The sequence below is a fragment of the Streptomyces paradoxus genome (genome assembly GCF_014202475.1).
Classification (GTDB): Bacteria; Actinomycetota; Actinomycetes; order Streptomycetales; family Streptomycetaceae; genus Streptomyces; species Streptomyces paradoxus.
Window position 1 is genome coordinate 533,058 of sequence record NZ_JACHGV010000005.1, and the last position, 21,633, is coordinate 554,690.

Annotated in this window: 20 protein-coding genes; 15 read left to right on the top strand and 5 right to left on the bottom strand. The window is 71.9% G+C overall.

The features are described 5' to 3' along the window. The first annotated feature begins 140 nt into the window (after positions 1-140). Positions 141-902 (top strand): SDR family oxidoreductase, encoded by a 762-nt coding sequence (locus tag HNR57_RS20070; RefSeq protein ID WP_184561373.1) that lies wholly within the window; start codon positions 141-143, stop codon positions 900-902. Positions 903-927: 25 nt separating this feature from the next. On the opposite strand, the gene HNR57_RS20075 is transcribed toward HNR57_RS20070, so the two are convergent. Next, positions 928-1,350, bottom strand: coding sequence for a hypothetical protein (locus HNR57_RS20075; protein WP_184561460.1), 423 nt, complete (start codon positions 1,348-1,350; stop codon positions 928-930). Positions 1,351-1,682: 332 nt separating this feature from the next. Here HNR57_RS20075 and HNR57_RS20080 point away from each other — a divergent pair, with 332 nt between their 5' ends. The 3 genes from HNR57_RS20080 (at position 1,683) to HNR57_RS20090 (ending at position 5,034) form a co-directional block, all read left to right on the top strand. Continuing rightward, positions 1,683-3,263: an alpha/beta hydrolase gene (locus HNR57_RS20080; protein ID WP_184561374.1), complete on the top strand. Its 1,581-nt coding sequence runs from the start codon at positions 1,683-1,685 to the stop codon at positions 3,261-3,263. A gap of 253 nt (positions 3,264-3,516) precedes the next feature. After that, positions 3,517-4,359: a MurR/RpiR family transcriptional regulator gene (locus HNR57_RS20085; RefSeq protein WP_184561375.1), complete on the top strand. Its 843-nt coding sequence runs from the start codon at positions 3,517-3,519 to the stop codon at positions 4,357-4,359. Between the two features lie 90 nt (positions 4,360-4,449). Beyond that, positions 4,450-5,034 carry a hypothetical protein gene (locus HNR57_RS20090; protein WP_184561376.1) on the top strand — a complete coding sequence of 195 codons (585 nt, stop codon included), beginning with the start codon at positions 4,450-4,452 and terminating at the stop codon, positions 5,032-5,034. A gap of 85 nt (positions 5,035-5,119) precedes the next feature. On the opposite strand, the gene HNR57_RS20095 is transcribed toward HNR57_RS20090, so the two are convergent. Further along, positions 5,120-6,493 carry a type III PLP-dependent enzyme domain-containing protein gene (locus HNR57_RS20095; protein WP_184561377.1) on the bottom strand — a complete coding sequence of 458 codons (1,374 nt, stop codon included), beginning with the start codon at positions 6,491-6,493 and terminating at the stop codon, positions 5,120-5,122. A gap of 129 nt (positions 6,494-6,622) precedes the next feature. On the opposite strand from HNR57_RS20095, the gene hutU reads away from it, so the two are divergent. The 5 genes from hutU (at position 6,623) to HNR57_RS20120 (ending at position 12,506) form a co-directional block, all read left to right on the top strand. Continuing rightward, positions 6,623-8,287 (top strand): urocanate hydratase, encoded by a 1,665-nt coding sequence (gene hutU, locus HNR57_RS20100; protein WP_184561378.1) that lies wholly within the window; start codon positions 6,623-6,625, stop codon positions 8,285-8,287. Further along, positions 8,284-9,501: an allantoate amidohydrolase gene (locus HNR57_RS20105; protein ID WP_184561379.1), complete on the top strand. Its 1,218-nt coding sequence runs from the start codon at positions 8,284-8,286 to the stop codon at positions 9,499-9,501. Before hutU ends, HNR57_RS20105 begins: the two co-directional genes overlap by 4 nt. After that, on the top strand, positions 9,492-10,844 hold the full coding sequence (locus HNR57_RS20110) for a formimidoylglutamate deiminase (RefSeq protein ID WP_184561380.1): 1,353 nt from the start codon (positions 9,492-9,494) through the stop codon (positions 10,842-10,844). Before HNR57_RS20105 ends, HNR57_RS20110 begins: the two co-directional genes overlap by 10 nt. Next, positions 10,841-12,118: an imidazolonepropionase gene (gene hutI, locus HNR57_RS20115; RefSeq protein WP_184561381.1), complete on the top strand. Its 1,278-nt coding sequence runs from the start codon at positions 10,841-10,843 to the stop codon at positions 12,116-12,118. The genes HNR57_RS20110 and hutI overlap by 4 nt, the downstream gene beginning before the upstream one ends. A 67-nt stretch (positions 12,119-12,185) precedes the next feature. Then, positions 12,186-12,506 carry a hypothetical protein gene (locus HNR57_RS20120; RefSeq protein ID WP_184561382.1) on the top strand — a complete coding sequence of 107 codons (321 nt, stop codon included), beginning with the start codon at positions 12,186-12,188 and terminating at the stop codon, positions 12,504-12,506. A gap of 85 nt (positions 12,507-12,591) precedes the next feature. On the opposite strand, the gene HNR57_RS20125 is transcribed toward HNR57_RS20120, so the two are convergent. After that, a complete protein-coding gene (locus HNR57_RS20125; protein ID WP_184561383.1) occupies positions 12,592-13,518 on the bottom strand; it encodes an RNA polymerase sigma factor SigF in 927 nt (308 codons plus the stop codon). A 238-nt stretch (positions 13,519-13,756) separates the two neighbouring features. Here HNR57_RS20125 and HNR57_RS20130 point away from each other — a divergent pair, with 238 nt between their 5' ends. The 4 genes from HNR57_RS20130 to HNR57_RS20145 all read left to right on the top strand — a co-directional run bounded on the left by HNR57_RS20130 (position 13,757) and on the right by HNR57_RS20145 (position 16,939). Next, the gene (locus HNR57_RS20130; RefSeq protein WP_031102780.1) at positions 13,757-14,134 is read left to right on the top strand and encodes an STAS domain-containing protein; all 378 of its coding nucleotides are present in this window, start codon (positions 13,757-13,759) and stop codon (positions 14,132-14,134) included. A gap of 255 nt (positions 14,135-14,389) precedes the next feature. Continuing rightward, positions 14,390-14,944, top strand: a complete 555-nt coding sequence (locus HNR57_RS20135) for an ATP-binding protein (RefSeq protein ID WP_184561384.1) — start codon at positions 14,390-14,392, stop codon at positions 14,942-14,944. A gap of 251 nt (positions 14,945-15,195) precedes the next feature. Next, positions 15,196-15,891, top strand: coding sequence for an LPXTG cell wall anchor domain-containing protein (locus tag HNR57_RS20140; protein WP_184561385.1), 696 nt, complete (start codon positions 15,196-15,198; stop codon positions 15,889-15,891). A 58-nt stretch (positions 15,892-15,949) separates the two neighbouring features. Then, entirely contained in the window at positions 15,950-16,939 is a 990-nt protein-coding gene (locus HNR57_RS20145) for a hypothetical protein (protein WP_184561386.1), read from the top strand. Between the two features lie 73 nt (positions 16,940-17,012). On the opposite strand, the gene HNR57_RS20150 is transcribed toward HNR57_RS20145, so the two are convergent. Beyond that, a complete protein-coding gene (locus tag HNR57_RS20150; protein ID WP_184561387.1) occupies positions 17,013-18,518 on the bottom strand; it encodes a peptide MFS transporter in 1,506 nt (501 codons plus the stop codon). A gap of 516 nt (positions 18,519-19,034) precedes the next feature. Between HNR57_RS20150 and HNR57_RS20155 the strand changes: the two genes are divergently transcribed. After that, a complete protein-coding gene (locus HNR57_RS20155) occupies positions 19,035-19,712 on the top strand; it encodes a response regulator transcription factor (RefSeq protein WP_062927250.1) in 678 nt (225 codons plus the stop codon). A gap of 36 nt (positions 19,713-19,748) precedes the next feature. Further along, complete coding sequence (locus tag HNR57_RS20160) at positions 19,749-21,020, top strand: sensor histidine kinase (RefSeq protein ID WP_184561388.1); 1,272 nt, start codon at positions 19,749-19,751, stop codon at positions 21,018-21,020. Between the two features lie 4 nt (positions 21,021-21,024). On the opposite strand, the gene HNR57_RS20165 is transcribed toward HNR57_RS20160, so the two are convergent. Beyond that, positions 21,025-21,540: a GtrA family protein gene (locus HNR57_RS20165; protein ID WP_221342697.1), complete on the bottom strand. Its 516-nt coding sequence runs from the start codon at positions 21,538-21,540 to the stop codon at positions 21,025-21,027. Between the last annotated feature and the right edge of the window lie 93 nt (positions 21,541-21,633).

Consider the following 21,633-nt stretch of genomic DNA (forward strand, 5'->3'; position numbering starts at 1 on the left):
CGAGCCTAGGCCGCCCGGGCCCGGCGAACCTGGTACTGCCGGACCCAGGATGAGCGCAGCCCTGGGTGGCGCGGCCGAAGCCGCCGAGGGTGGTGGCCGAGGCCGGGGAGACGCCCCGGCCGTCACCGAGGGGGTACCCCATGTCGTACGACAACCTGGCCGGCCGTACCGCCGTCGTCACCGGAGCCGCGAGCGGGATCGGCGAGGCCGTCGCCGTGCTGCTGGCCGCACACGGGGCCCGGGTGGCCCTGGTGGCCCGGCGGGCGGAACGGCTGACGGCGATCGCCGGGAAGATCCGGGCCGACGGCGGACAGGCCCTGGCCGTCGTCGCGGACGTCACCGACGAGACGGCCGTGGCGGACGCCGCCGACCGCGTCCACGCGGAGTACGGGACCGCCGACCTGGTCGTGAACTGCGCCGGCGTCATGCTGCCCCACCCCGTGGACGCCCGGCGCGCCGACGAGTGGCAGCGGATGCTCGACACCAACGTCGCCGGGGTGCTGCGGATGATCGGCGCCTTCACCGGCGACCTGGTGGACGCCGCCGCGGACGGCCGTACGGCCGACATCGTGAACATCTCGTCCATCGCCGCGCACCTCAGCTTCCCGAACTACGCGGTGTACGGCGCGACCAAGGCGGCGGTCACCTACCTGTCGGAAGCACTGCGCGGGGAGTTCGGGCCCCGGGACGTCCGGGTCACCAACATCGAGCCCGGGTTCGTGGAGAGCGAGCTGCGCACCCACATCTCCGACGCCGAACTGTCCCGGCAGGTGGAGGGCATGCTCGACGCGGTGGGCGCACTGTCCGCCGAGGAGCTGGCCGACCTGGTGGCCTACGTGACGAGCCGGCCGCGGCGGGTCAATTTGCGGCAGATCGTCGCGCTGCCGACGCGTCAGGTCTGACCCGGGCGCGGGCTGGACGGGGGTCTCAGTCCTCCCAGTCACCGCCCTGGGAGGACTTGCGGCGGCCGAAGAGGTTCGGATCGGTCCGGACCGCCTGCACGATGTTGACGCCGACGATGCCCGCCCAGGCGACGAGCAGGCCGGGCAGGCGCCCCACACCCCCGGCGATCGCCGACAGCGGCACCGCGAGGACCAGGGAGACGATTCCGAAGCCGAACCGCTCGCCCCAGTAGTCCGTGGCCTTCGGCGACCGGGAGTCCCGGGCCAGCTGCATCTGCTGTTCGGCGAGCTGCCGGCGCACCCGGCGCTCCACCGCGCCGTCGATCCGCTGGTCGACCTTCTCCAGGAACGAGTCGACCAGCGCCGACTCGTACTCCTCGCCCAGATCCCTGCGAGCGTGCAGGGTGGCGTCGAGCTCCCTCTTCAGGTCGGCGTCCCGCGCGTCCATTCCCGTCATGCCGTCCACGGTAGGAAGGGGCGGCACCGGCCGCACTGGGGTTAGCCCCCCGGTTCCGCGGGGGGCTACCGGTCGTACCGCTGAGAGCCCCCAGGTGCCGACCGACCGGCCACCGCCGCTCATGAGTCAACTTCCTTGCGGAACAGCAAGTTTGATAGATGGCAAACAGCCGGTCGCGGTTGTCCGACTCCAGCACTATCCGCCCCAACTCCCCGTACACCCCAGGTGGGAGAGAAACACTGCCCCGTGGAGGGATCAATCCGCATTGCGCGCGCGGCAGGGTGGGTGCGTCCCCTACGCATCGACTCAAGGACCCAACTCGCGTGCGCAACAGTCGAATAGCCCTCTTTCTCGCGGTCAGTGCCGTCACCCCGCTGGTCCCCGTGCTGGCCCCTGCCACTGCGGCCGCCGCGGAGAACCCCCTTCGCCCCTACCTCCAGCAGAAACCGGCCTGGCACCGCTGCGACAGGGAGCTGCCCGCCTCCCTTCAGTGCGCCACGATCAAAGTGCCGCTCGACTACGGCAGACCGGGCGCCAAGAAGCTCGACCTCGCGATATCCAGGATGAAGACGAGCACCAAGAAGGAACGGCGCGGTGTGCTTCTTCTCAACCCCGGTGGCCCGGGCGGGCCTGGAGTCGACATGCCTCAGTACATGGCCGACGAGCTTCCCAAGGCCGTGAAGAACAAGTACGACCTCGTCGGCTTCGACCCGCGGGGCATCGGCCTAAGTTCCCCCGTCGGCTGTGGCCTGACGTCCGACGAGCGGAACTGGGACCGGCCGTACAAAGCCGAGACGTTCACCAAGGACGTGAAGTGGGCCCGGACCGTCGCAGAGAAATGCGACAAGAAGCAGGGCGACAAGCTGCGCCACATCACCACCCGCAACACCGCCCGGGACATGGACGTCATCCGCGCCGTGCTCGGCGAGAAGAAGATCTCCTACCTCGGATACTCCTACGGCACCTACCTCGGCGCCGTGTACACGCAGATGTTCCCCAAGCGCACCGACCGCTTCGTACTGGACAGCGCCGTCGACCCGGCCCGCATCTGGCGCGGGATGATCCAGGTCTGGGCGGAGGGCGCCGAGCCCGCCTTCACCCGATGGACCGAGTGGACCGCCGCGCGGCACAGCACCTACAAGCTGGGCCGGACTCCCGAGGCGGTCCGGGGGACCTTCTACGGCCTGGTCGCCCAGGCCGACCGCAAGCCGATCGACCTCGACGGCACGCTGCTGACCGGTGACGACATCCGCCAAGGCTTCCGGGGCATGTTCTTCGGCACGCGCGACGCCGCCGAAGCGGTCGCCGAGGTCAAGAAGGCCGCCGCCGGAGCTCCCCAGTCCGCCGACCGGGAACTCAGGACACCCGAGCCCGTTGCGCCGGCCTTCGGCCGGACCGTGCCCGAGGACAACGGCGACGCCGGCTTCTGGGCCGTCGTCTGCGCCGACACCCGCGCCTGGCCTCGCGACCCCGAGCAGTACCGCAAGGATGCGATCCGGGACAAGGCCAGGTACCCGCTGTACGGCGACTTCGCCTCCCACATCAAGCCCTGCGCCTTCTGGAAGAAGACCGGCAGTGAGCCCGCCACCAGGATCGGCAACAAGGTGCGCGCGCTGATCCTCCAGAACGAGTGGGATTCCCAGACGCCGCTGACCAGCGGCCAGGGCCTGCGCCGCGCCATGAAGGGCTCGAAGATGGTCACGGTCGCCGGAGGTGTCGGACACGGCATCTACGGCAACAAGTCGTGCGCCGACAAGACCGCCACCACCTACCTGACCACCGGCAAACTCCCCACTGAAGACGTGACCTGCAAGGCCGCTCCGGCCGCGGACGAACGCCACACCCCCAACCGGCTGCCGCTCCCGACACCGCCGGGCATCCCGGGGATGGCCGGCCGCTTCTGATCGCGGGCCCGGCGCCTGCCCCGACCACGGCCGGCCGGTCCGCGGACACCCCGACGTACACGTGACCGAGGGGCCTGTCTCCTGACCGGTGCGGCTGGGACGCGGCCTGACAGCCGTCCGTCACGATGAAGTTGTCGAGCGTGCAGGAGGGCCGCCCACCCTCCGTACCGCCGCCGTCCTCCGGCCCGGCTTGCCGCTCTGCATATGCTCATGCAGAATCCTCAGCTACTGAATAGGCGAGGGGGAGCACGTCATGAGCGTGACCGACAGCCCTGCCGCGCGGCTCCAGGCGCTCTTCGAGGGCCACCGGCTGACGCCGACCCAGCGGCGCATCGCGCACAGCATGGTGCGGCGCGCCGCCGACGTGCCGTTCCTGTCGAGTGTGGAGCTCGCCGAGCTGGCCGGGGTCAGCCAGCCGTCCGTGACCCGCTTCGCCGTCGCCCTCGGCTTCGACGGCTACCCCGCCCTGCGCCGCCATCTGCGCGAGGTCGCCCCCGCCGAGCCCGCCGCGGAGACCGGGGCCCACAACGAGTACCAGCAGGCCGTCGAGGCCGAGATCGAGAACCTGCGGCACCTGGCGGAGGCACTGGCCGACCCCGCGCCCGTCCGGCGCGCGGGGCAGGTCCTCGCGGCCTCCCGCCCGCTGCTGGTCCTCGGCCTGCGGGCGGCCGCCGCCCAGGCGCACGGCTTCGCCTACTTCGCCGCCAAGGTCCACCCCGACGTACGGCTGCTCGGCGAGGGCGGCACGATGGTCCAGGACCGCATCGACGCCGCCGTCCGGGCCGGCGCGAGCGCACTGCTCTGTTTCGCGCTGCCCCGGCACCCCCGCGAGGTCGTCGACACCCTCGCCTACGCCAAGGAGGCCGGGCTGACCGTCGTCACGGTCGCCGACTCCGCGTTCGCACCCGTCGCCAAGGTGTCCGACCTGCTGCTGCCCGCCGCGGTGGGCACCGGCCTCGCCTTCGACACGGCCTGTGCGCCGATGCTGCTCGGCCGGGTCCTGCTGGAGGCCATGTGCGACGACCTGCCCCAGGCCCAGTCCCGCCTGGAGGAGTTCGACACGAAGGCGGCGGCGCGGGGCCTGTTCGTCGACTGACGCCACGTCCGGCGTCTTCTCAGACTCGTCTCACGTTGCGTGGCTACCGTACGTCTTCCCAAGGCTTCGCAGACCGGACGGAGGCTTAGCGTGACACGCGGAGGACAGGGACTGGCCCGGGTGGCCGTCGTCGTACGGGCGGGGGCGGCCCCGCTGTGGTGGCTGGGCGTTCTCGCGGCGGGCATCGGCCTGCTCGCACCGGGCCTGACCGGACGCCGCATCGGCGTCCTGGCCGGAGCGGCCCTCTTCGTCCTGGCGACGGCCGCCGTGGCGTACAGCCGTCGCCGGCGCTACGCGGCCCTGGCCGCATCGGCGTCCCGGGCCGGAAAGCACGACGTGCTCCAGGACCGCGCGGTCACGGTACGCAACTGGCGCCGGGGCCACCGCTGGTGGCTCCTGATCGCCTTCCTCGCAGCCCTCGGCAGCGCCTTCGCGGCCCCGGCGGCCGGGGGCATGCTGCTGGCCGGCTGCGGGGCGGGGCTGTGGCTGAAGTCGGCCTGGCTGGGCCGCCGGGAGCAGGCCGACGAGGCACTGTTGTGGGTCCGCGTGGACTGGCTGCGCGGGGGAGCGGCCCACCCGGCCGGCAAGCGCGTCAAGGCGTACCGCAGCACCGGCATCGCGGCGGGGGACGCGGCGCCGGGAGGAGCCCGGAGGAAGTCACCGGCGCTGGTGTGACGCCCGTTTCAGGGACGCGGGGCCGTATCGATGTGCGGCTCCGCCGCGCGGGCGCGACAAGCCACACCGCGCCCGCGGCCGGGTCCTACGGAACCTCCCACCGCGCTCGCGTCAGCGCGTCCACCTGCGCCCCACCCGACTCGGCGACGACCTCCTCCACGGTCTGCGCCCGCCGCACCACCGCGAAGCGCCCGCCCGGCCCGAAGCCGTACACCCCCGGCCGCACCAGCGAGTTGTACCCGTAGTGGTGCGCGAAGTAGTACGCCCCGGTGTCCAGCGCCGCCGCGTAGTCCCCCTGCTCCAGCAGCGGCATGGACCGGCCCTCCGCCAGCAGGTCCCCCGCGAAACAGGCAGGCCCCGCGACGTCCTGCACGACGTCGGGCCCCTCCTTCGGCCGCCCCTTCGCGTCGTAGGCGGCGATGCGCAACGGCCAGCTCCCCGGCGCGTACACCGTCCGTGCGGCCACCTGCACCCCGGCATGCGTCACCGCCACCGCCCGCCCGCCGGAGGCCTTCGCGTACTCGACGCGCGCCACCACCGTCCCGTGCTTCGCCAGCAGTGACCGTCCGAACTCGGTGACCAGCCCGTACCGCCCGTCGAGCAGCCCCGGCACCTCCTCGGCCAGCAGCCGCGCGTACTGCGCGTACGTCGGGACCGTCGCCTCCGACGCGAAGTTCACCGGCAGGCCGCCGCCGATGTCGAGCGTGTCGACCTGCCGCCGCCCGGCCCGCCGGTTGATCTCCTCCGCCAGCGCGTACGTCTCCGCCACGCCCCGCGCCATCAGGGCCAACGGGATCCCCTGGGACCCGGTGTGCGCGTGCAGCCGGGTCAGCCACGGCCGGTCCAGATACGCCTGGACGACCCACTCCCGGGCCCCCTCGTCGCGCAGCGCCACGCCGAACTTCGAGGTGGCCGTCGCCGTGGACAACGCCTCGATGGAACCCCCGCCGACCTGCGGGTTCACCCGGATTCCCAGAGGGGAGCGGCTGGTCCGTGACCGCATCAGGGCATCGATGCGGTCCAGCTCCTGCGGATTGTCGGCGTTGACGGCGATGCCCAGGGACAGCGCCTCGCGCAGCTCGGCCGGGGTCTTCGCCGGGGAGTCGAGCACCGTCATCTCCACCGGCATGCCCGCCGCCCGCGCCAGGGCCAGCTCACCCGGGCTCGCCACCTCCGCGCCGACGCCCTCCTCCCGCAGCAGCCGCAGCACCGGCACCAGCGGGGTCGCCTTCACCGCGAAGGCGTGCAGCACGGGCGTGCCCGGCGCCACCACCGCGGCGAACGCCGCCCGCAGCCGGGCCGCCGACTCCCGGATGCCGGTGACGTCCAGCAACCCGACGATGGGGCTGTCGGGCCCGAGCAGCCCTTGCTCCACGGCGGCCCGCACCGCCTCGTCCCGCCGGGCCGCCCGTCCGGCCCCGCTGTCGTCCGCCTCTGCCGCCTCGCTGTGTGCGCCCATGCATCCAGCCAAACACCCATGGCACCGCCACGCCGACGCCCCGACGTATTGACTAGCTCTATTCATGAGTCCAGGATGTGAATAGGAACAGCAACATCCCGCCGGGAGCACCCACCCAGGAGGCAGACCATGTCAGGACCCCGCCCCGTCCGAGCACCGCGCGGCACGGAACCGAGCGCCCTGGGATGGCAGCAGGAAGCCGCCCTGCGGATGTTGCAGAACAACCTCGACCCGGAGGTCGCCGAGCACCCCGACAAGCTCGTCGTCTACGGCGGCACCGGCAAGGCGGCACGCGACTGGCGCTCCTTCGACGCCATGGTGCGCACGCTGAAGGGGCTGAAGCAGGACGAGACCATGCTGGTCCAGTCCGGCCGCCCGGTCGGCGTCATGCAGACCCACGAGTGGGCCCCGCGCGTCCTCATCGCCAACTCCAACCTCGTCGGCGACTGGGCCAACTGGGAGGAGTTCCGCCGCCTCGAACAGCTCGGCCTGACCATGTACGGGCAGATGACCGCCGGCTCCTGGATCTACATCGGCACCCAGGGCATCCTCCAGGGCACCTACGAGACCTTCGCCGCCGTCGCCGCCAAGAAGTTCGGCGGGACGCTGGCCGGGACCATCACCCTGACCGCCGGCCTCGGCGGCATGGGCGGCGCCCAGCCCCTCGCCGTGACCATGAACGACGGCGTGGCGATCTGCATCGACTGCGACCCGCGTGCCATCGAGCGGCGCATCGAGCACCGGTACCTCGACGTGAAGGCCGACAGCCTCGACCATGCCCTGAAGCTGGCGACCGAGGCGCGCGACGCCCGCCGCCCCCTCTCCATCGGCGTCCTCGGCAACGCGGCCGAACTGGTGCCGCAGCTCCTCGCCCTGGGCGCGCCCATCGACATCGTCACCGACCAGACCTCGGCCCACGACCCGCTGGCCTACCTCCCGCTGGGCACCGCCTTCGAGGACATGGCCGACGCCGCCGCCAAGGACCCGGCCGGCTTCACCACCCGGGCCCGCGAGTCCATGGCCCGGCACGTGGAGGCCATGGTCGGCTTCATGGACGCCGGCGCCGAGGTCTTCGACTACGGCAACTCCATCCGCGGGGAGGCCCAGCTCGCCGGATACGACCGGGCCTTCGCCTTCCCCGGCTTCGTCCCCGCCTACATCCGGCCTCTGTTCTGCGAGGGCAAGGGCCCGTTCCGCTGGGCCGCCCTGTCCGGCGAGGCCTCCGACATCGCCAAGACCGACAAGGCGATCCTCGACCTTTTCCCGGAGAACGAGTCCCTCGCCCGCTGGATCAAGATGGCCGGTGAACGCGTCCACTTCCAGGGCCTGCCCGCCCGGATCTGCTGGCTCGGCTACGGCGAGCGGGACAAGGCCGGTGAGCGGTTCAACGACATGGTCGCGAGCGGGGAGCTGGCCGCGCCGGTCGTCATCGGCCGCGACCACCTCGACTGCGGCTCCGTCGCGTCCCCCTACCGCGAGACCGAGGCCATGCTCGACGGGTCCGACGCGATCGCCGACTGGCCGCTGCTGAACGCCATGGTGAACGTGGCGTCCGGGGCGTCCTGGGTGTCGATCCACCACGGCGGCGGCGTCGGCATGGGCCGGTCGATCCACGCCGGGCAGGTGACCGTGGCCGACGGTACGCCGCTCGCGGGCGAGAAGATCCGCCGGGTGCTCACCAACGACCCCGGCATGGGCGTCATCCGCCATGTCGACGCCGGATACGACATCGCGGAGTCGGTGGCGGGGGAGCGGGGCGTGCGCGTCCCGATGCGCGAGGGTGACGGCGCGTGAGTTTCCACAGCATGTGGGCGGAGCTGCTGCCGGTCGGCCGTAGCTCCGCGTCCGGCGGCTACCGCCGTTTCGCCTGGACGGACGCCGACGCCGACTGCCGCGCCTGGTTCGAGGACCAGGCCCGCGCGCGCGGCCTCGCCCACGAGGTCGACCGGAACGGCAACCAGTGGGCCTGGCTCGGCGACCCCGCCGAGGGCGACGCCGTCGTCACCGGATCGCACCTCGACTCCGTGCCGGACGGCGGCGCCTTCGACGGCCCCCTCGGAGTGGTGTCCGCCTTCGCAGCGCTGGACGAACTGCGCGGCAGGAACGCCCGCTTCACCCGGCCCCTCGGCATCGTGAACTTCGGTGACGAGGAGGGCGCCCGGTTCGGGCTCGCCTGCGTCGGATCCCGGCTCACCGCCGGGCAGCTCACCCGCGAGCAGGCGCACCGGCTCACCGACGGTGACGGAGTGACGCTGCCCCGGGCCATGGAAGCGGCCGGCTACGACCCTGACACCATCGGGCCGGACCCCGAACGGCTCGCCGGCATCGGCGCCTTCGTCGAACTGCACGTCGAGCAGGGCCGGGCCCTGGACCTGTCCGGCGACCGGGTCGGCATCGCCAGCGCCATCTGGCCGCACGGCCGGTGGCGGTTCGACTTCCGCGGCGAGGCCAACCACGCCGGCACCACCCGCCTCGCCGACCGGCGCGACCCCATGCTGTCCTACGCCGAGACCGTCCTCGCCGCGCGGCGCGAGGCCGAACTCGCCGGAGCCGTCGCCACCTTCGGCAAGATCGCCGTGGAGCCCAACGGCGTCAACGCCATCCCCTCACTGGTGCGCGGCTGGCTCGACTCCCGCGCCGAGGACCAGACGAGCCTCGACACCGTGGTCGGCGGCATCGAGAAGGCGGCCCGGAGCTACGCGGACGCGCACGGCATCGACCTCGACGTCGTCCGGGAGTCCTTCACCCCCGTCGTCGAGTTCGACCACGCCCTGCGCGACGAACTCGCCCGCATCCTCGGCACGGACACCGGCCTCACCGTCCCCGTCCTCGGCACCGGCGCCGGACACGACGCCGGGATCCTGTCGGGGAGCATCCCGACCGCCATGCTGTTCGTGCGCAACCCCACCGGCGTCTCCCACTCCCCGGCCGAGTCCGCGAGCGAGGACGACTGCGTGGCCGGGGTACTCGCACTGGCCGACGTACTGGAAGGACTGGCGTGCAGGTGACGACAGCAGCCCGGTGGACGTACTGGCTGGAGCACGCCTGGCTCGGCGCACATGTCGAGCCGGGCGTGGCCCTCGACGTCGCGGACGGCCGCATCACCGCCGTCCGCACCGGAACCCCCGCCCCGCCCCCCGGCGCCGAGGTGCTGCGCGGGCTCACCCTGCCCGGCCTGGCCAACGCCCACAGCCACGCCTTCCACCGCGCCCTGCGCGGCACCGTCCAGGTCGGCTCCGGAACCTTCTGGACCTGGCGCGAGGTCATGTACGCCACGGCCGCCCGGCTCACCCCGGACAGCTACCACGCCCTCGCCCGCGCCGTGTACGCCGAGATGGCCCTGGCCGGCATCACGGCGGTCGGCGAGTTCCACTATGTCCACCACGCCCCCGGCGGCGCCCCCTACGCCGACCCCAACGCGATGGGCGAGGCCCTCATCGCGGCCGCCGCCGAAGCCGGCATCCGCATCACCCTCCTCGACACCGCCTACCTCTCCTCCGGCTTCGGGCAGCCGCCCACCACCCATCAGCTCCGCTTCTCCGACGGGGACGCCGAGGCCTGGGCCGCCCGCTCTGCACTTCTCAAGGAACGGGATCACGCACGGATCGGCGCGGCGATCCACTCCGTACGGGCCGTGCCCGCCGAGCAGCTGGAGACCGTCGCACGCTGGGCCGGGGAGCGGCGAGCCCCGCTCCATGTGCACCTCTCGGAGCAGACCGCCGAGAACGAGGCGTGCCGGGAGGCCCACGGGTGCACCCCGACCCAGCTCCTCGCCCTGCACGGCGTCCTCGGACCGCGCACCACCGGCGTCCACAACACCCACCTCACCGCCGAGGACATCTCCCTCATCGGCGGCAGCGGCACCGGCACCTGCATGTGCCCGACCACCGAGCGGGACCTCGCGGACGGCATCGGGCCGGCCTCCGCCCTCCAGAACGAGGGCTCGCCGCTCAGTCTCGGCTCCGACAGCCACGCCGTGATCGACCTGCTCGAAGAGGCGCGGGCCATGGAGCTGAACGAGCGGCTGCGCACCCGCACCCGCGGTCACTGGACGGCGGCGGCCCTCCTGCGGGCGGCCTCGGCCGACGGCCACGCGGCCCTCGGCTGGGACGAGGCCGGCGCCCTTCAGCCCGGCGCGCTCGCCGACTTCACCACCATCGCGCTCGACTCGGTCAGGACGGCAGGGCCGCTTCCGCGGCTCGGGGCCGAGACGGCCGTATTCGCCGCGTCGGCAGCGGACGTGTCGCATACGGTCGTGGCAGGTCGGCATGTCGTACGGGACGGGGTCCACTCCCTCGTACCGGATGTGCCGAAAGCCCTCGCGGACGCCGTCGCAGCCCTGCGCGGATGAAGCCGAAGAAACCGGGCAGCGAACCCGCCCCCACCGCCGACCAGGCCACCAAGGACGCCATGAGCAACGCGACGACCGTCAGCCCCGCCCACTCCGCGAGCACCGCAAGCACGCTCATCACCAACATCGCAGCCCTGGTCACCAACGACCCCTCCCTCGGTGACAATTCCCCCCTCGGACTGATCCAGGACGCGGCCGTCGTCATCGAGGGCGACCGCATCGCGTGGACCGGTGATCACAGGAAAGCACCCGCCACTGACAATCGGGTCGACGCCGGCGGCCGGGCGGTCCTGCCCGGCTTCGTGGACTCCCACTCCCACCTCGTCTTCGCGGGCGACCGGACGCAGGAGTTCAACGCCCGGATGTCCGGGCGGCCGTACGGCGCGGGCGGCATCCGCACCACCGTCGCGGCCACGCGGGCGGCGAGCGACGGGGAACTGGAGGCCAACCTCACCCGTTACCTCCGCGAGGCCCTGCGCCAGGGCACCACGACCTTCGAGACCAAGTCCGGCTACGGCCTGACCGTCGAGGACGAGGCCCGCGCCCTGCGCATCGCCGCCGCCCACACCGACGAGGTCACCTACCTCGGCGCCCACATCGTGTCGCCGGACTACGCCGAGGACCCGGCCGGCTATGTCGCCCTGGTCACCGGCGAGATGCTCGACGCCTGCGCCCCGCACGCCCGCTGGATCGACGTGTTCTGCGAGAAGGGCGCCTTCGACGGCGACCAGGCCCGCGCGATCCTCACCGCCGGCAAGGCCCGGGGCCTGCACCCCCGCGTCCACGCCAACCAGCTGTCGTACGGCCCCGGCGTGCAGCTCGCGGTCGAGCTCGACGCCGCCAGCGCCGACCACTGCACCCACCTCACGGACGCCGACGTGGACGCCCTGGCCGGCAGCCGTACCGTCGCCACCCTGCTGCCGGGCGCCGAGTTCTCCACGCGGGCCGAGTGGCCGGACGCGCGGCGGCTGCTGGACGCCGGTGTCACCGTCGCGCTGTCCACGGACTGCAACCCCGGCTCGTCCTTCACCTCGTCCGTGCCGTTCTGCATCGCGCTGGCGGTACGTGACATGGGGATGACCCCCGACGAGGCCGTGTGGTCGGCCACGGCGGGCGGGGCCGCGGCCCTGCGGCGCGACGACGTCGGCCGTCTCACGCCGGGCGCCCGCGCGGACCTGACGCTCCTCGACGCCCCGAGCCACGTCCACCTGGCCTACCGGCCCGGCGTCCCGCTGGTCAGTGGGGTGTGGCGGCGCGGAGAGCGCGTGATGTGATCACCGGCCCCGCGATGATGCGATGCCGCGTCGCAGGACGACCGGCAGCAGCGGAGGGCGGGGACGGATGACGAAGCACTGGTCGGCACCACTCGTGGTCAACGTACTGCTCGGAATACCGGGCGTGGTGCCGTTCTGGCTGTTGTGGTACCTCGCGGCGAACGGGCCGCTCGCCGCGGCCGGCTGGACCACGCGGGAACCGACCGAGAACGACGGCATGGCCCTGTGGCTCGTGATCGTGGTCCCGGTCGTCACGCTCTACGGCCTGGTCTGGTGGCTCGCCAACAGGCCGTTGCGGCGCGGGACGACCCTCGCTCCGCACACCTACCGGCCGCTGAGCCTGACGGCCCCGCTGCTGCCGACGGCCGCGCTGTTCCTGAGCTCCTGAAGAGCCGCCGGGACCACGGGTGTCACGCGCCCCGGGGCGGGCCGTCCGGCCCGCCCCCGAGGGACACGTACACCCCGGCCGGGGATCACTCCTCGACGGTCAGCCCCTTGCGCAGCCGCACCAGCGTCCGCGACAGCAGACGCGAGACGTGCATCTGCGAGATGCCGAGCTCTTCGCCGATCTCCGACTGCGTCATGCCCGCGACGAACCGCAGGGACAGGATCTTGCGGTCGCGCGGCGGCAGTTCGGCTATCAGCGGCTTCAACGACTCGACGTACTCGATGCCTTCGAGCCCGTGGTCCTCGTAGCCGATGCGGTCCGCGAGCGCGCCCTCGGAGTCGTCCTCCTCCGGCTGGGCGTCCAGCGAGGAGGCGGTGTAGGCGTTCGACGCGGCCATGCCCTCGACGACCTCGTCGTTGGAGAGGCCGAGGCGCTCGGCCAGTTCGGCCACCGTGGGGGCGCGGTCCAGCTTCTGGGCCAGCTCGTCCCCGGCCTTGGCCAGGTCGAGCCGCAGCTCCTGGAGCCGCCGCGGTACGCGCACGGACCACGAGGTGTCGCGGAAGAAGCGCTTGATCTCGCCGACGATCGTCGGCATCGCGAACGTGGGGAACTCCACACCGCGGGACAGCTCGAAGCGGTCGATCGCCTTGATCAGGCCGATGGTGCCGACCTGGATGATGTCCTCCATCGGCTCGCTGCGGGAGCGGAACCGGGAGGCGGCGAACTTGACCAGCGCGAGGTTCAGTTCGACGAGCGTGTTGCGGACGTACGAGTACTCGTGGGTCCCTTCCTCCAGCGTCTCCAGACGCTCGAAGAGGGTCTTGGACAGGGCCCGGGCGTCGACCGCGTCGACTTCCTCGTACGGGGGGATGTCCGGAAGTCCGGCGAGAAGGCCGGCCTGTGTGACGAGCATCTCGTCCTGCTCGATGGGATCCAGATGTTCCGGAGGGGGTGTCGACGTCGCTTTCTGGGTACGCGATGCGTCGAGCCGGGGTGACATGATGTCCTCCATCGTTCTCGGCATATGGCTGCCGGAGCCGTTAGGTGCACTGCGGTGTGCGGCGCCTCCAAAGCCGGCCGTGTCGGGTACGTGTCCTTACTAGGCCTACCCGCTTTCCCGAGCCCACCGCAAGTGCGTTCTGTGGGCATATGTCCGTTTGTGTGTAGTTGTTCGGGTGTCGAAGCGTGCTGGGAAGGCGTAGTGTTCGAGGGCGTCAGCAACCACCTCGACGTCGGGAGAGAGAGACGGCATGGACCGCGGGACGGTCGGCAGCGCACAGTCTGGCCGGCTTCTGGTGGAGGTGCGGGAAGAGGGCTCTAGTGCCGTCGTGACCCCGGCGGGTGAGTTGGATCACCACACCGCCGATCTGTTGCGTGAGCCACTCGAAGACTGCCTCGCCAAGGGATTCAAGCGCCTGGTCATCGATTGCGCGCGCCTGGAGTTCTGCGACTCCACGGGGCTCAACGTGCTCCTCGGGGCGCGGCTGAAGGCGGAGGCCGCCGGTGGCGGCGTCTCGCTCGCCGGCATGCAGCCGGTGGTGGCACGCGTATTCGAGATCACGGGCGCGGATGCGGTCTTCAGCGTCCACGACTCGCTCGAGGCGGCCCTGGCCGACGAGTCGGGCTGACCGGCGGTGTGTCGGTGCGCGGCGCCTCGGCCATCCCCCTGTGACCGGTGTGTCGGGCCTGTCACGTCATTCGTGCGGAATACATGGGTGTTCCACCCGCCCGCCAGGGCAGGAGACATCCTGAACCTGTCGGTCGTCCGGGTGGCGGGGGCGCCGCGAAACCGACGCCCCGCGCACTGTGTGACCGACCGTGTGACCGACTGTGCAGTGAATTTTTTGAATCGTGAACTGGTGAATCGGTGAGGTGAAGCGCTGATGAGCACCACCCGGCCTTATTCGCCGGGCGACCGCGGGCCGGAGCCCGGCGGCGCTTCCGGGGCGTCCGAGGGTGGCGTAGCGGCGGCCGGTGCGTCCGGCGAGGGCGTGGGTGCGCCGTCCGGGGCCGTGGCGCCGCCGGGGGGCCCGCAGGTGCGCCGGCTGAGCTTCGACGGGGAGAGTGGCGTCGTTCCGCTGGCCCGCGACTTCACCCGCCAGGCGCTGTACGCGTGGGGCTGGCTGCCCGCCGCCTCCGCCGATCAGCGGGCCGCCGCCGAGGACGTGCTGCTGGTCGTCTCCGAGCTGGTCACCAACGCCTGCCTGCACGCCGAGGGGCCGGACCAGCTGCGCATCACCTGCGACAACAAGGTGATCCGCGTCGAGGTCACGGACCGGGGCACCGGTCAGCCGGCCCCCCGCACCCCGCACCGCGCCGGTCGCCCGGGTGGTCATGGCATGTTCATCGTCCAGCGCCTGTGCCTGGACTGGGGGGTCGTCCGCACGCCGGGAGTCTCCGGCAAGACGGTCTGGGCGGAACTGGGCGCACCTGCCTGATATCGGGCGCCTTTCCCTGTTTCGGGCATTGCCTGGCGTTTCAGGCATACCAGCTTGATTATGTGCATACCTGTCCGGTCCTGTGCGGGCCTGTCGGGTTCCCGGCCTGTGCGGACGCCCATGGTGCGTCCGAACGGGTGACCGTCCCGCCGTGGATCCGGCCCGCACTGTCTCTTCCTTCCTCGACGCCCCGGGCGTACCTTGACGGCCCTATCTGATGCGCCGTCAGGAACAGGAAGGGGAGCGGCACCGTGTCGTACCGGAAACGAACCGCCGTGCTCGCGTCCGCCGCGGCCCTGGCCGGCTCGGCGGTGTGGATGGCCGCCCCCGTCGCCCGGGCCGAGGTCGTCGACGTCAACTACCAGTGCAAGACGCCGATCGGCGACAAGAGCGCCGTCTCGCCCATCGACATCAAGGGCGTCAGGAGCGGCGGCGGCTACCGCATCACCATGTCCTGGCAGAAGGGCGTCTCCTCCAGCCCGGTCGAACTGGGCAAGGGCGCGATGACGCCGAGTGCCACCATCGCCCTGGGTGGCGCCGACAGCGGCACCCTGTCGGTGACCGGCCCCGCCAACGACGCCGCGATCCCGGCCAACACGCCCATCAAGATCAGTGACCTGAGCGGCACGTACACGCCGAAGAAGAGCGGCGAGGTCACCTTCACGGCAGGGGTGCTCACCATCAAGGCGCTCGGCACGACGACCACGTGCACTCCGACGAACGACCCGGGTCCCTCCCTCACCCTCGACGTCACGGCCGGCGGCGGCACCACCGGCTCCGCCCAGGGCGGCGGCTCCGGTCCGGACACCGGTGCCGGACTTCCGCAGACCGGACCCGAGGACTCGGCCGTCGCCCTCGGCACCCTCGGCGGCACGGTCCTGCTCGCCGGAGCGGCAGGTGCCCTGTGGCTGACCCGGCGTCACCAGGGAGCCCGGGCGGGCCGTTGACCGCCGCGCACCCCTCCTGGCAGGTGAACCGCTGAGCGCACAACCGCTGGAGCCGCCGATGCCGCCCGCCGTCCGTCCTGTGTTCGGGTCACTGCCGGTTCTGCTCGCGCTGCTGCTGGTCCTGGCGGGCGCGGGGCCCGCGGGGGCGGTCGAGCGGCCCGTGGTCGAGCTGTCCGCGTCCCAGGCCGGGACGGGCGGTTCGGTGACCGTCAGCGGCAGCGGCTGGCGGCCCCGTGCCCTGCTGACGCTGCTCGTGTGCGGGCAGGCCGAGCCGAAGCGGGGGGTGACCGGCGGCACCAACTCCTGTGCCAATGCCGACGGCCGGGCCGTCACCACCGACGCACAGGGGCGCTTCCGCCGTGAACTGCCCGTCGTGGAGCCGCCGGTGCCGTGCCCCTGCGTGGTGCACGTGGCGACCGTGACGGGAGCGGGGGCCGAGGACGACGCGGCCCTCCAGGTCGCCGGGCACGCCGTCGAGCCGCTGCCCGCGGACGCGGCCGGTGGGCGGCTGTCCCTGCTCGCCGACACCAGGCTGCGGGGCTCCGGCGGTCTGCTCACCTGGTTCGGCTCCCCGCCCTCCCGGACGCTCGTGGTCACCGTCGGCAACGTCGGCACGTCCCCTGTGCGCGACCCGGTCTTCCAGGTCGGCACCTCGCACGGCGTGTTCGCCCCCGAGTGGCAGGACCAGCGGTGGCGGGGCACGATCCGGCCCGGCGGCAAGGCCCGTATCGAACTGCCCGTGGAGCTCGCGGCCGGGGCGCACGGCGACTACACCGTGTCGCTGAAGTACGGCGGCAAAGTGCTCGCCGAACACCCCTGGGGCGTGGGCCGCCCGTGGGGCGTGACCTTGTTCTGGGCCCTCGTCCTGCTGGTCGTCCCGGCGGCGCTGCTGCGTGCCGCGCTGGCCGTGGTCGACCGGGTGCACCCGCCCCGCCCCGGCCACGCGGCCCGGCCGGCCCGCCGTACGCGGCTGCCCGCCGTCCGCAGGTCGTCGGCCCCGCCCTGGTTCACCCCGGAAGCCGACCGGTCCGAGGCGCGAAGGCCGTGACCGCGCAGGCCACGACGAAGGGCCGCCGCACCGGGGGGTGCGGCGGCCCTTCGTCAGGATCCGGTGACCGGCGTCAGCGGACGTCGCCCATCATGGCCTTGACCTTCTTGCGGTACATGTACACCGCGAAGCCGGCGACCACGGCCAGCGCCGCCTCCAGCGCCACGAAGCCCGTCCGGTCGAGGTTGATCCCGCCGACGGCCGGGTTGGACAGCAGCGCGGTGACGGAGTCGCCCGCGGTGACCGCGAGGAACCAGACGCCCATCATCTGCGAGGCGTACTTCGCCGGTGCCATCTTCGTCGTCACGGACAGGCCCACCGGCGACAGGGTCAGCTCACCGACGGTCTGCACGAAGTAGATCGCCACCAGCCACATCGCGGCCGCCTTGTGACCGCCCTCCGCGATCGACAGCGGGGCGAGGAACAGGAAGAAGGACGCACCCACCAGCACCAGGCCGGAGGCGAACTTCACGATGGTGCTCGGCTCCTTGCCGCGCCGGTTCAGCCACAGCCACAGCCAGGCGAAGACGGGCGCCAGCGCCATGATCAGGACCGGGTTGACCGACTGGTACCAGGAGACCGGGAACTCCCAGCCGAAGACGGTGTTGTCGGCCTTCTTCTCGGCGAACAGCGACAGGGTCGAGCCGCCCTGGTCGTAGATCATCCAGAACACGGCGGCGGCGACGAAGAACCAGATGTAGGCCGACACCTTCGAGCGCTCGCCGGAGTCCAGGTCCTTGTCGCGCAGGATGCGGGTGATGACCAGGATCGGCACGATCAGGCCGAGCAGCGTCAGAGGGATGAGCGCCCAGTTCAGGGTGAAGTGGCCGGTGCCGCCCACCAGGCCGTAGAAGACCACGGCGACGGCCAGCCAGATCAGGCCCTTGCGCAGGGTGGACGCCTTCTCGGCGGGCGACAGCGGGGTCGGGACCTCGCTGCTCTTCGCGTCCAGGTGGCGGCTGCCGAGCAGGAACTGCACGAGGCCCAGCGCCATGCCGAGTGCGGCCAGCGCGAAGCCCAGGTGCCAGTCGACGCTCTCGCCGACGGTGCCGATGACCAGCGGCGCGATGAAGGCGCCGAGGTTGATGCCGATGTAGAAGACCGTGAAGCCACCGTCGCGGCGCGGGTCCTCCGGGCCGTCGTAGAGGTGGCCGACCATCGTGGAGATGTTGGCCTTCAGCAGACCGGAACCGATGGCGACCAGGCCCAGGCCGACGTAGAAGCTCGCGGCGGCGGGCAGCGCCAGGCACAGGTGGCCGAGCATGATGACCAGGCCCGCGACGGCGACCGTCTTGCGGGGGCCGAGCACCCGGTCGGCGAACCAGCCGCCGGGCAGGGTGAGCAGGTACACCAGCGACAGGTACACGGCGTAGATCGCCGTCGCTGTGCCCGCGCTCAGGTGCAGGCCACCCGGGGCCACCAGGTACAGCGGGAGCAGGGCCCTCATGCCGTAGTAGGAGAAGCGCTCCCACATCTCGGTCATGAACAGAGTGGCCAGTCCGCGGGGGTGGCCGAAGAAGGTCTTCTCGGAACCGGGGGTGCCCGGTCGGGCCGAGTCCTTCGTCAGGCTGGACGCCATGGTCGTTCCTTGCTGCTCGGGACGCGCCCCGCGGCAGCGGTGGTGCGCCCGGTGGGGGGCTGCCGGCACCGGTGCGTACGGCCGTCCGCCCGACGCCTGCGGGGGGTCCGCTCCGGGTCACGGAGCGGTGGGCGGTCGCCACCGGGATCCACGCCTCTACGCGCGTCGCCGCACATCGAGGCCCGGCCACAGGTCGTTTCTCTCGGGGGCCGGCGGGAACCGGCCCGCACACAAAAGAGACCTCCAGGGCACATGGCCTCCGAAGGTCGCCGTGGTGCTACAGGCGTCGATTCACCATACGGCAGGACACCGCCGCATATGGAAGGACTTGAGACACGGATCACAGGTGGAGGGGGAACTGCACACCACGTTTCCATGGTCTTTACCAGGATCGCACCCCAGAGGCAGAGGTTCGTGTGCCTACCCCGGCAACGTAAGAAGCGGGTATGCCTACGGTAAGAATCAAGGCTTCCGGTCACACCCCAGCTCAGGGCGTCGCAGGTCTACCATCACCTCATGACCCGTGTACTGCTCGCCGAGGACGATGCGTCCATCTCGGAGCCGCTGGCCCGCGCTCTGCGCCGGGAGGGCTACGAGGTCGAGGTCCGCGAGGACGGACCCACCGCTCTCGACGCCGGACTGCAGGGGGGCATCGACCTGGTCGTGCTCGACCTCGGCCTGCCCGGCATGGACGGTCTGGAGGTGGCCCGCCGCCTGCGGGGCGAAGGCCACGCCATCCCGATCCTCATCCTCACCGCGCGGGCCGACGAGGTGGACACCGTCGTCGGTCTCGACGCGGGCGCCGACGACTACGTCACCAAGCCGTTCCGGCTCGCCGAGCTGCTCGCCCGCGTGCGGGCCCTGCTCCGGCGCGGCGCCAGCGAACCGCAGCAGCCGCCCGCCACCCACGGCGTGCGCATCGACGTCGAGTCCCACCGCGCCTGGATGGGCGAGGAGGAGCTCCAGCTCACCGCGAAGGAGTTCGACCTGCTGCGGGTGCTGGTGCGCGACGCGGGCCGGGTCGTCACTCGCGACCAGCTGATGCGCGAGGTCTGGGACACGACCTGGTGGTCGTCGACCAAGACCCTCGACATGCACATCTCCTGGCTGCGCAAGAAGCTCGGCGACGACGCGGCCAACCCGCGCTACATCGCCACCGTGCGCGGTGTGGGTTTCCGCTTCGAGAAGAGCTGAGCCGTGAGGCAGGCACGGGCGATCGGGTAACAGGACATGCGCCGCCGACTGATCCAGTCCACGCTCGCCGTGGTGCTGGTCGTGATCGCCGTCTTCGGCGTCTCGCTCGTCATCGTCGAGACCCGGACGATCAGCAACAGCGCCCAGGAGCGGGTGGAGTCCGAGGCGGTGCGGCTGGCCAGCATCGTCGACAGCCGGCTCTTCGGGGCGCAGCAGGTCGACGCGGAGGTGCTGCGCGACCAGGTCACCCAGGACCACTACTACGCGGTGATCCGCCTCCCCGGCGAGGCGCCGATCGAGGTCGGCACGAAGCCCGCCGGGGACGTCATCAGCGCGACCGCCCCCGGTGAGGAGGGCGAGACGGTCACCGTCCAGGAGCCGCGCTCCTCGGTGACCCGGGAGGTCGGCCGGACGCTGCTGATCATCGCGCTGGTCGCGCTGCTGGCTGTGATCGCCGCGGTGCTGCTGGCGGTCCGCCAGGCGAACCGGCTGGCGTCGCCGCTGACCGACCTCGCGGAGACCGCAGAGCGGCTCGGCTCGGGTGATCCGCGCCCCCGGCACAAGCGGTACGGGGTGCCCGAGCTGGACCGGGTGGCCGACGTGCTGGACGGCTCCGCCGAGCGCATCGCCCGCATGCTGACCGCCGAACGCCGGCTGGCCGCGGACGCCTCCCACCAGCTGCGCACCCCGCTCACGGCGCTGTCGATGCGGCTGGAGGAGATCACCCTCACCGACGACCCGGACACCGTGAAGGAGGAGGCGACGATCGCGCTGACGCAGGTCGAGCGGCTGACGGACGTCGTGGAGCGGCTGCTGACGAACTCCCGCGACCCGCGCACCGGCTCCGCGGTCTCCTTCGATCTCGACGAGGTCATCCAGCAGCAGCTCGCCGAGTGGCGCCCGGCGTACCGCAGCGCGGGTCGGGCGATCGTCAGCTCCGGCAAGCGGCATCTGCGCGCGGTGGGCACGCCCGGCGCGGTCGCGCAGGTTCTGGCCGCGCTGATCGAGAACTCCCTCATGCACGGCGGCGGCACGGTCGCCCTGCGCACCCGCGTCACCGGCAACCAGGCGGTCATCGAGGTCACGGACGAGGGCCCCGGCGTCCCCGCCGACCTCGGCGCCCGCATCTTCGAACGGACGATCAGCGGCCGCAACTCCACCGGCATCGGCCTGGCGGTGGCCCGTGACCTGGCGGAGGCCGACGGCGGCCGCCTGGAGATGCTCCAGACCAAGCCCCCGGTCTTCGGCCTGTTCCTGTCCCGCACGGCACTGCCCAAGCCCCAGGACGAGGAGCCGATGGTCCGCTAGGGGGCTACGGGACCTGCTGCTTCGTCTTCCGGGGGCCGGCCGCGTCGTTCTGCGGGACCCGGGCAGCCGGGCCCGTCGCCGCCGGTGTCTCCCGGGCGGGGAGCGCGCGAAAGACCCACGAGCGGTAGGACCAGAAGCGGAACAGGGTCGCGACGCCGATGCCGAGGAACTTGAAGACGTTGTTCTGGAGCGGGGTGTTCCAGCCGAAGCCGTACGTGGCCGCGTACAGGACGCCGTTCTCGATGACCAGGCCGATCGCGCTGAACAGCAGGAACAGGGTCATCTCACGGGTACGGCGGCTCTTGTCGCGGTCGCGGTACGTGAAGTAACGGAAGCCCACGTAGTTGAAGACGATCGCGACGACGGTCGCGATGACACTGGCGCGCACCACCTGGAGGTCGGTGGTGTGCCGCACCAGGTTGAAGACGACGAGGTTGACCAGCACCCCGGCACCGCCCACCGCGCCGAATTTGGCGACTTCGTGAACGAGCCGCCGGAGCCGAGAGGCACCATGTCCCATGGCCGTGCAGGCCCCCGTCCGTGTGTCGGCGTCAACCCAGCCATGCTAACCACCCTCCCGCGCGATCTTCCTGTGGATGCCGGGGCACGGCCG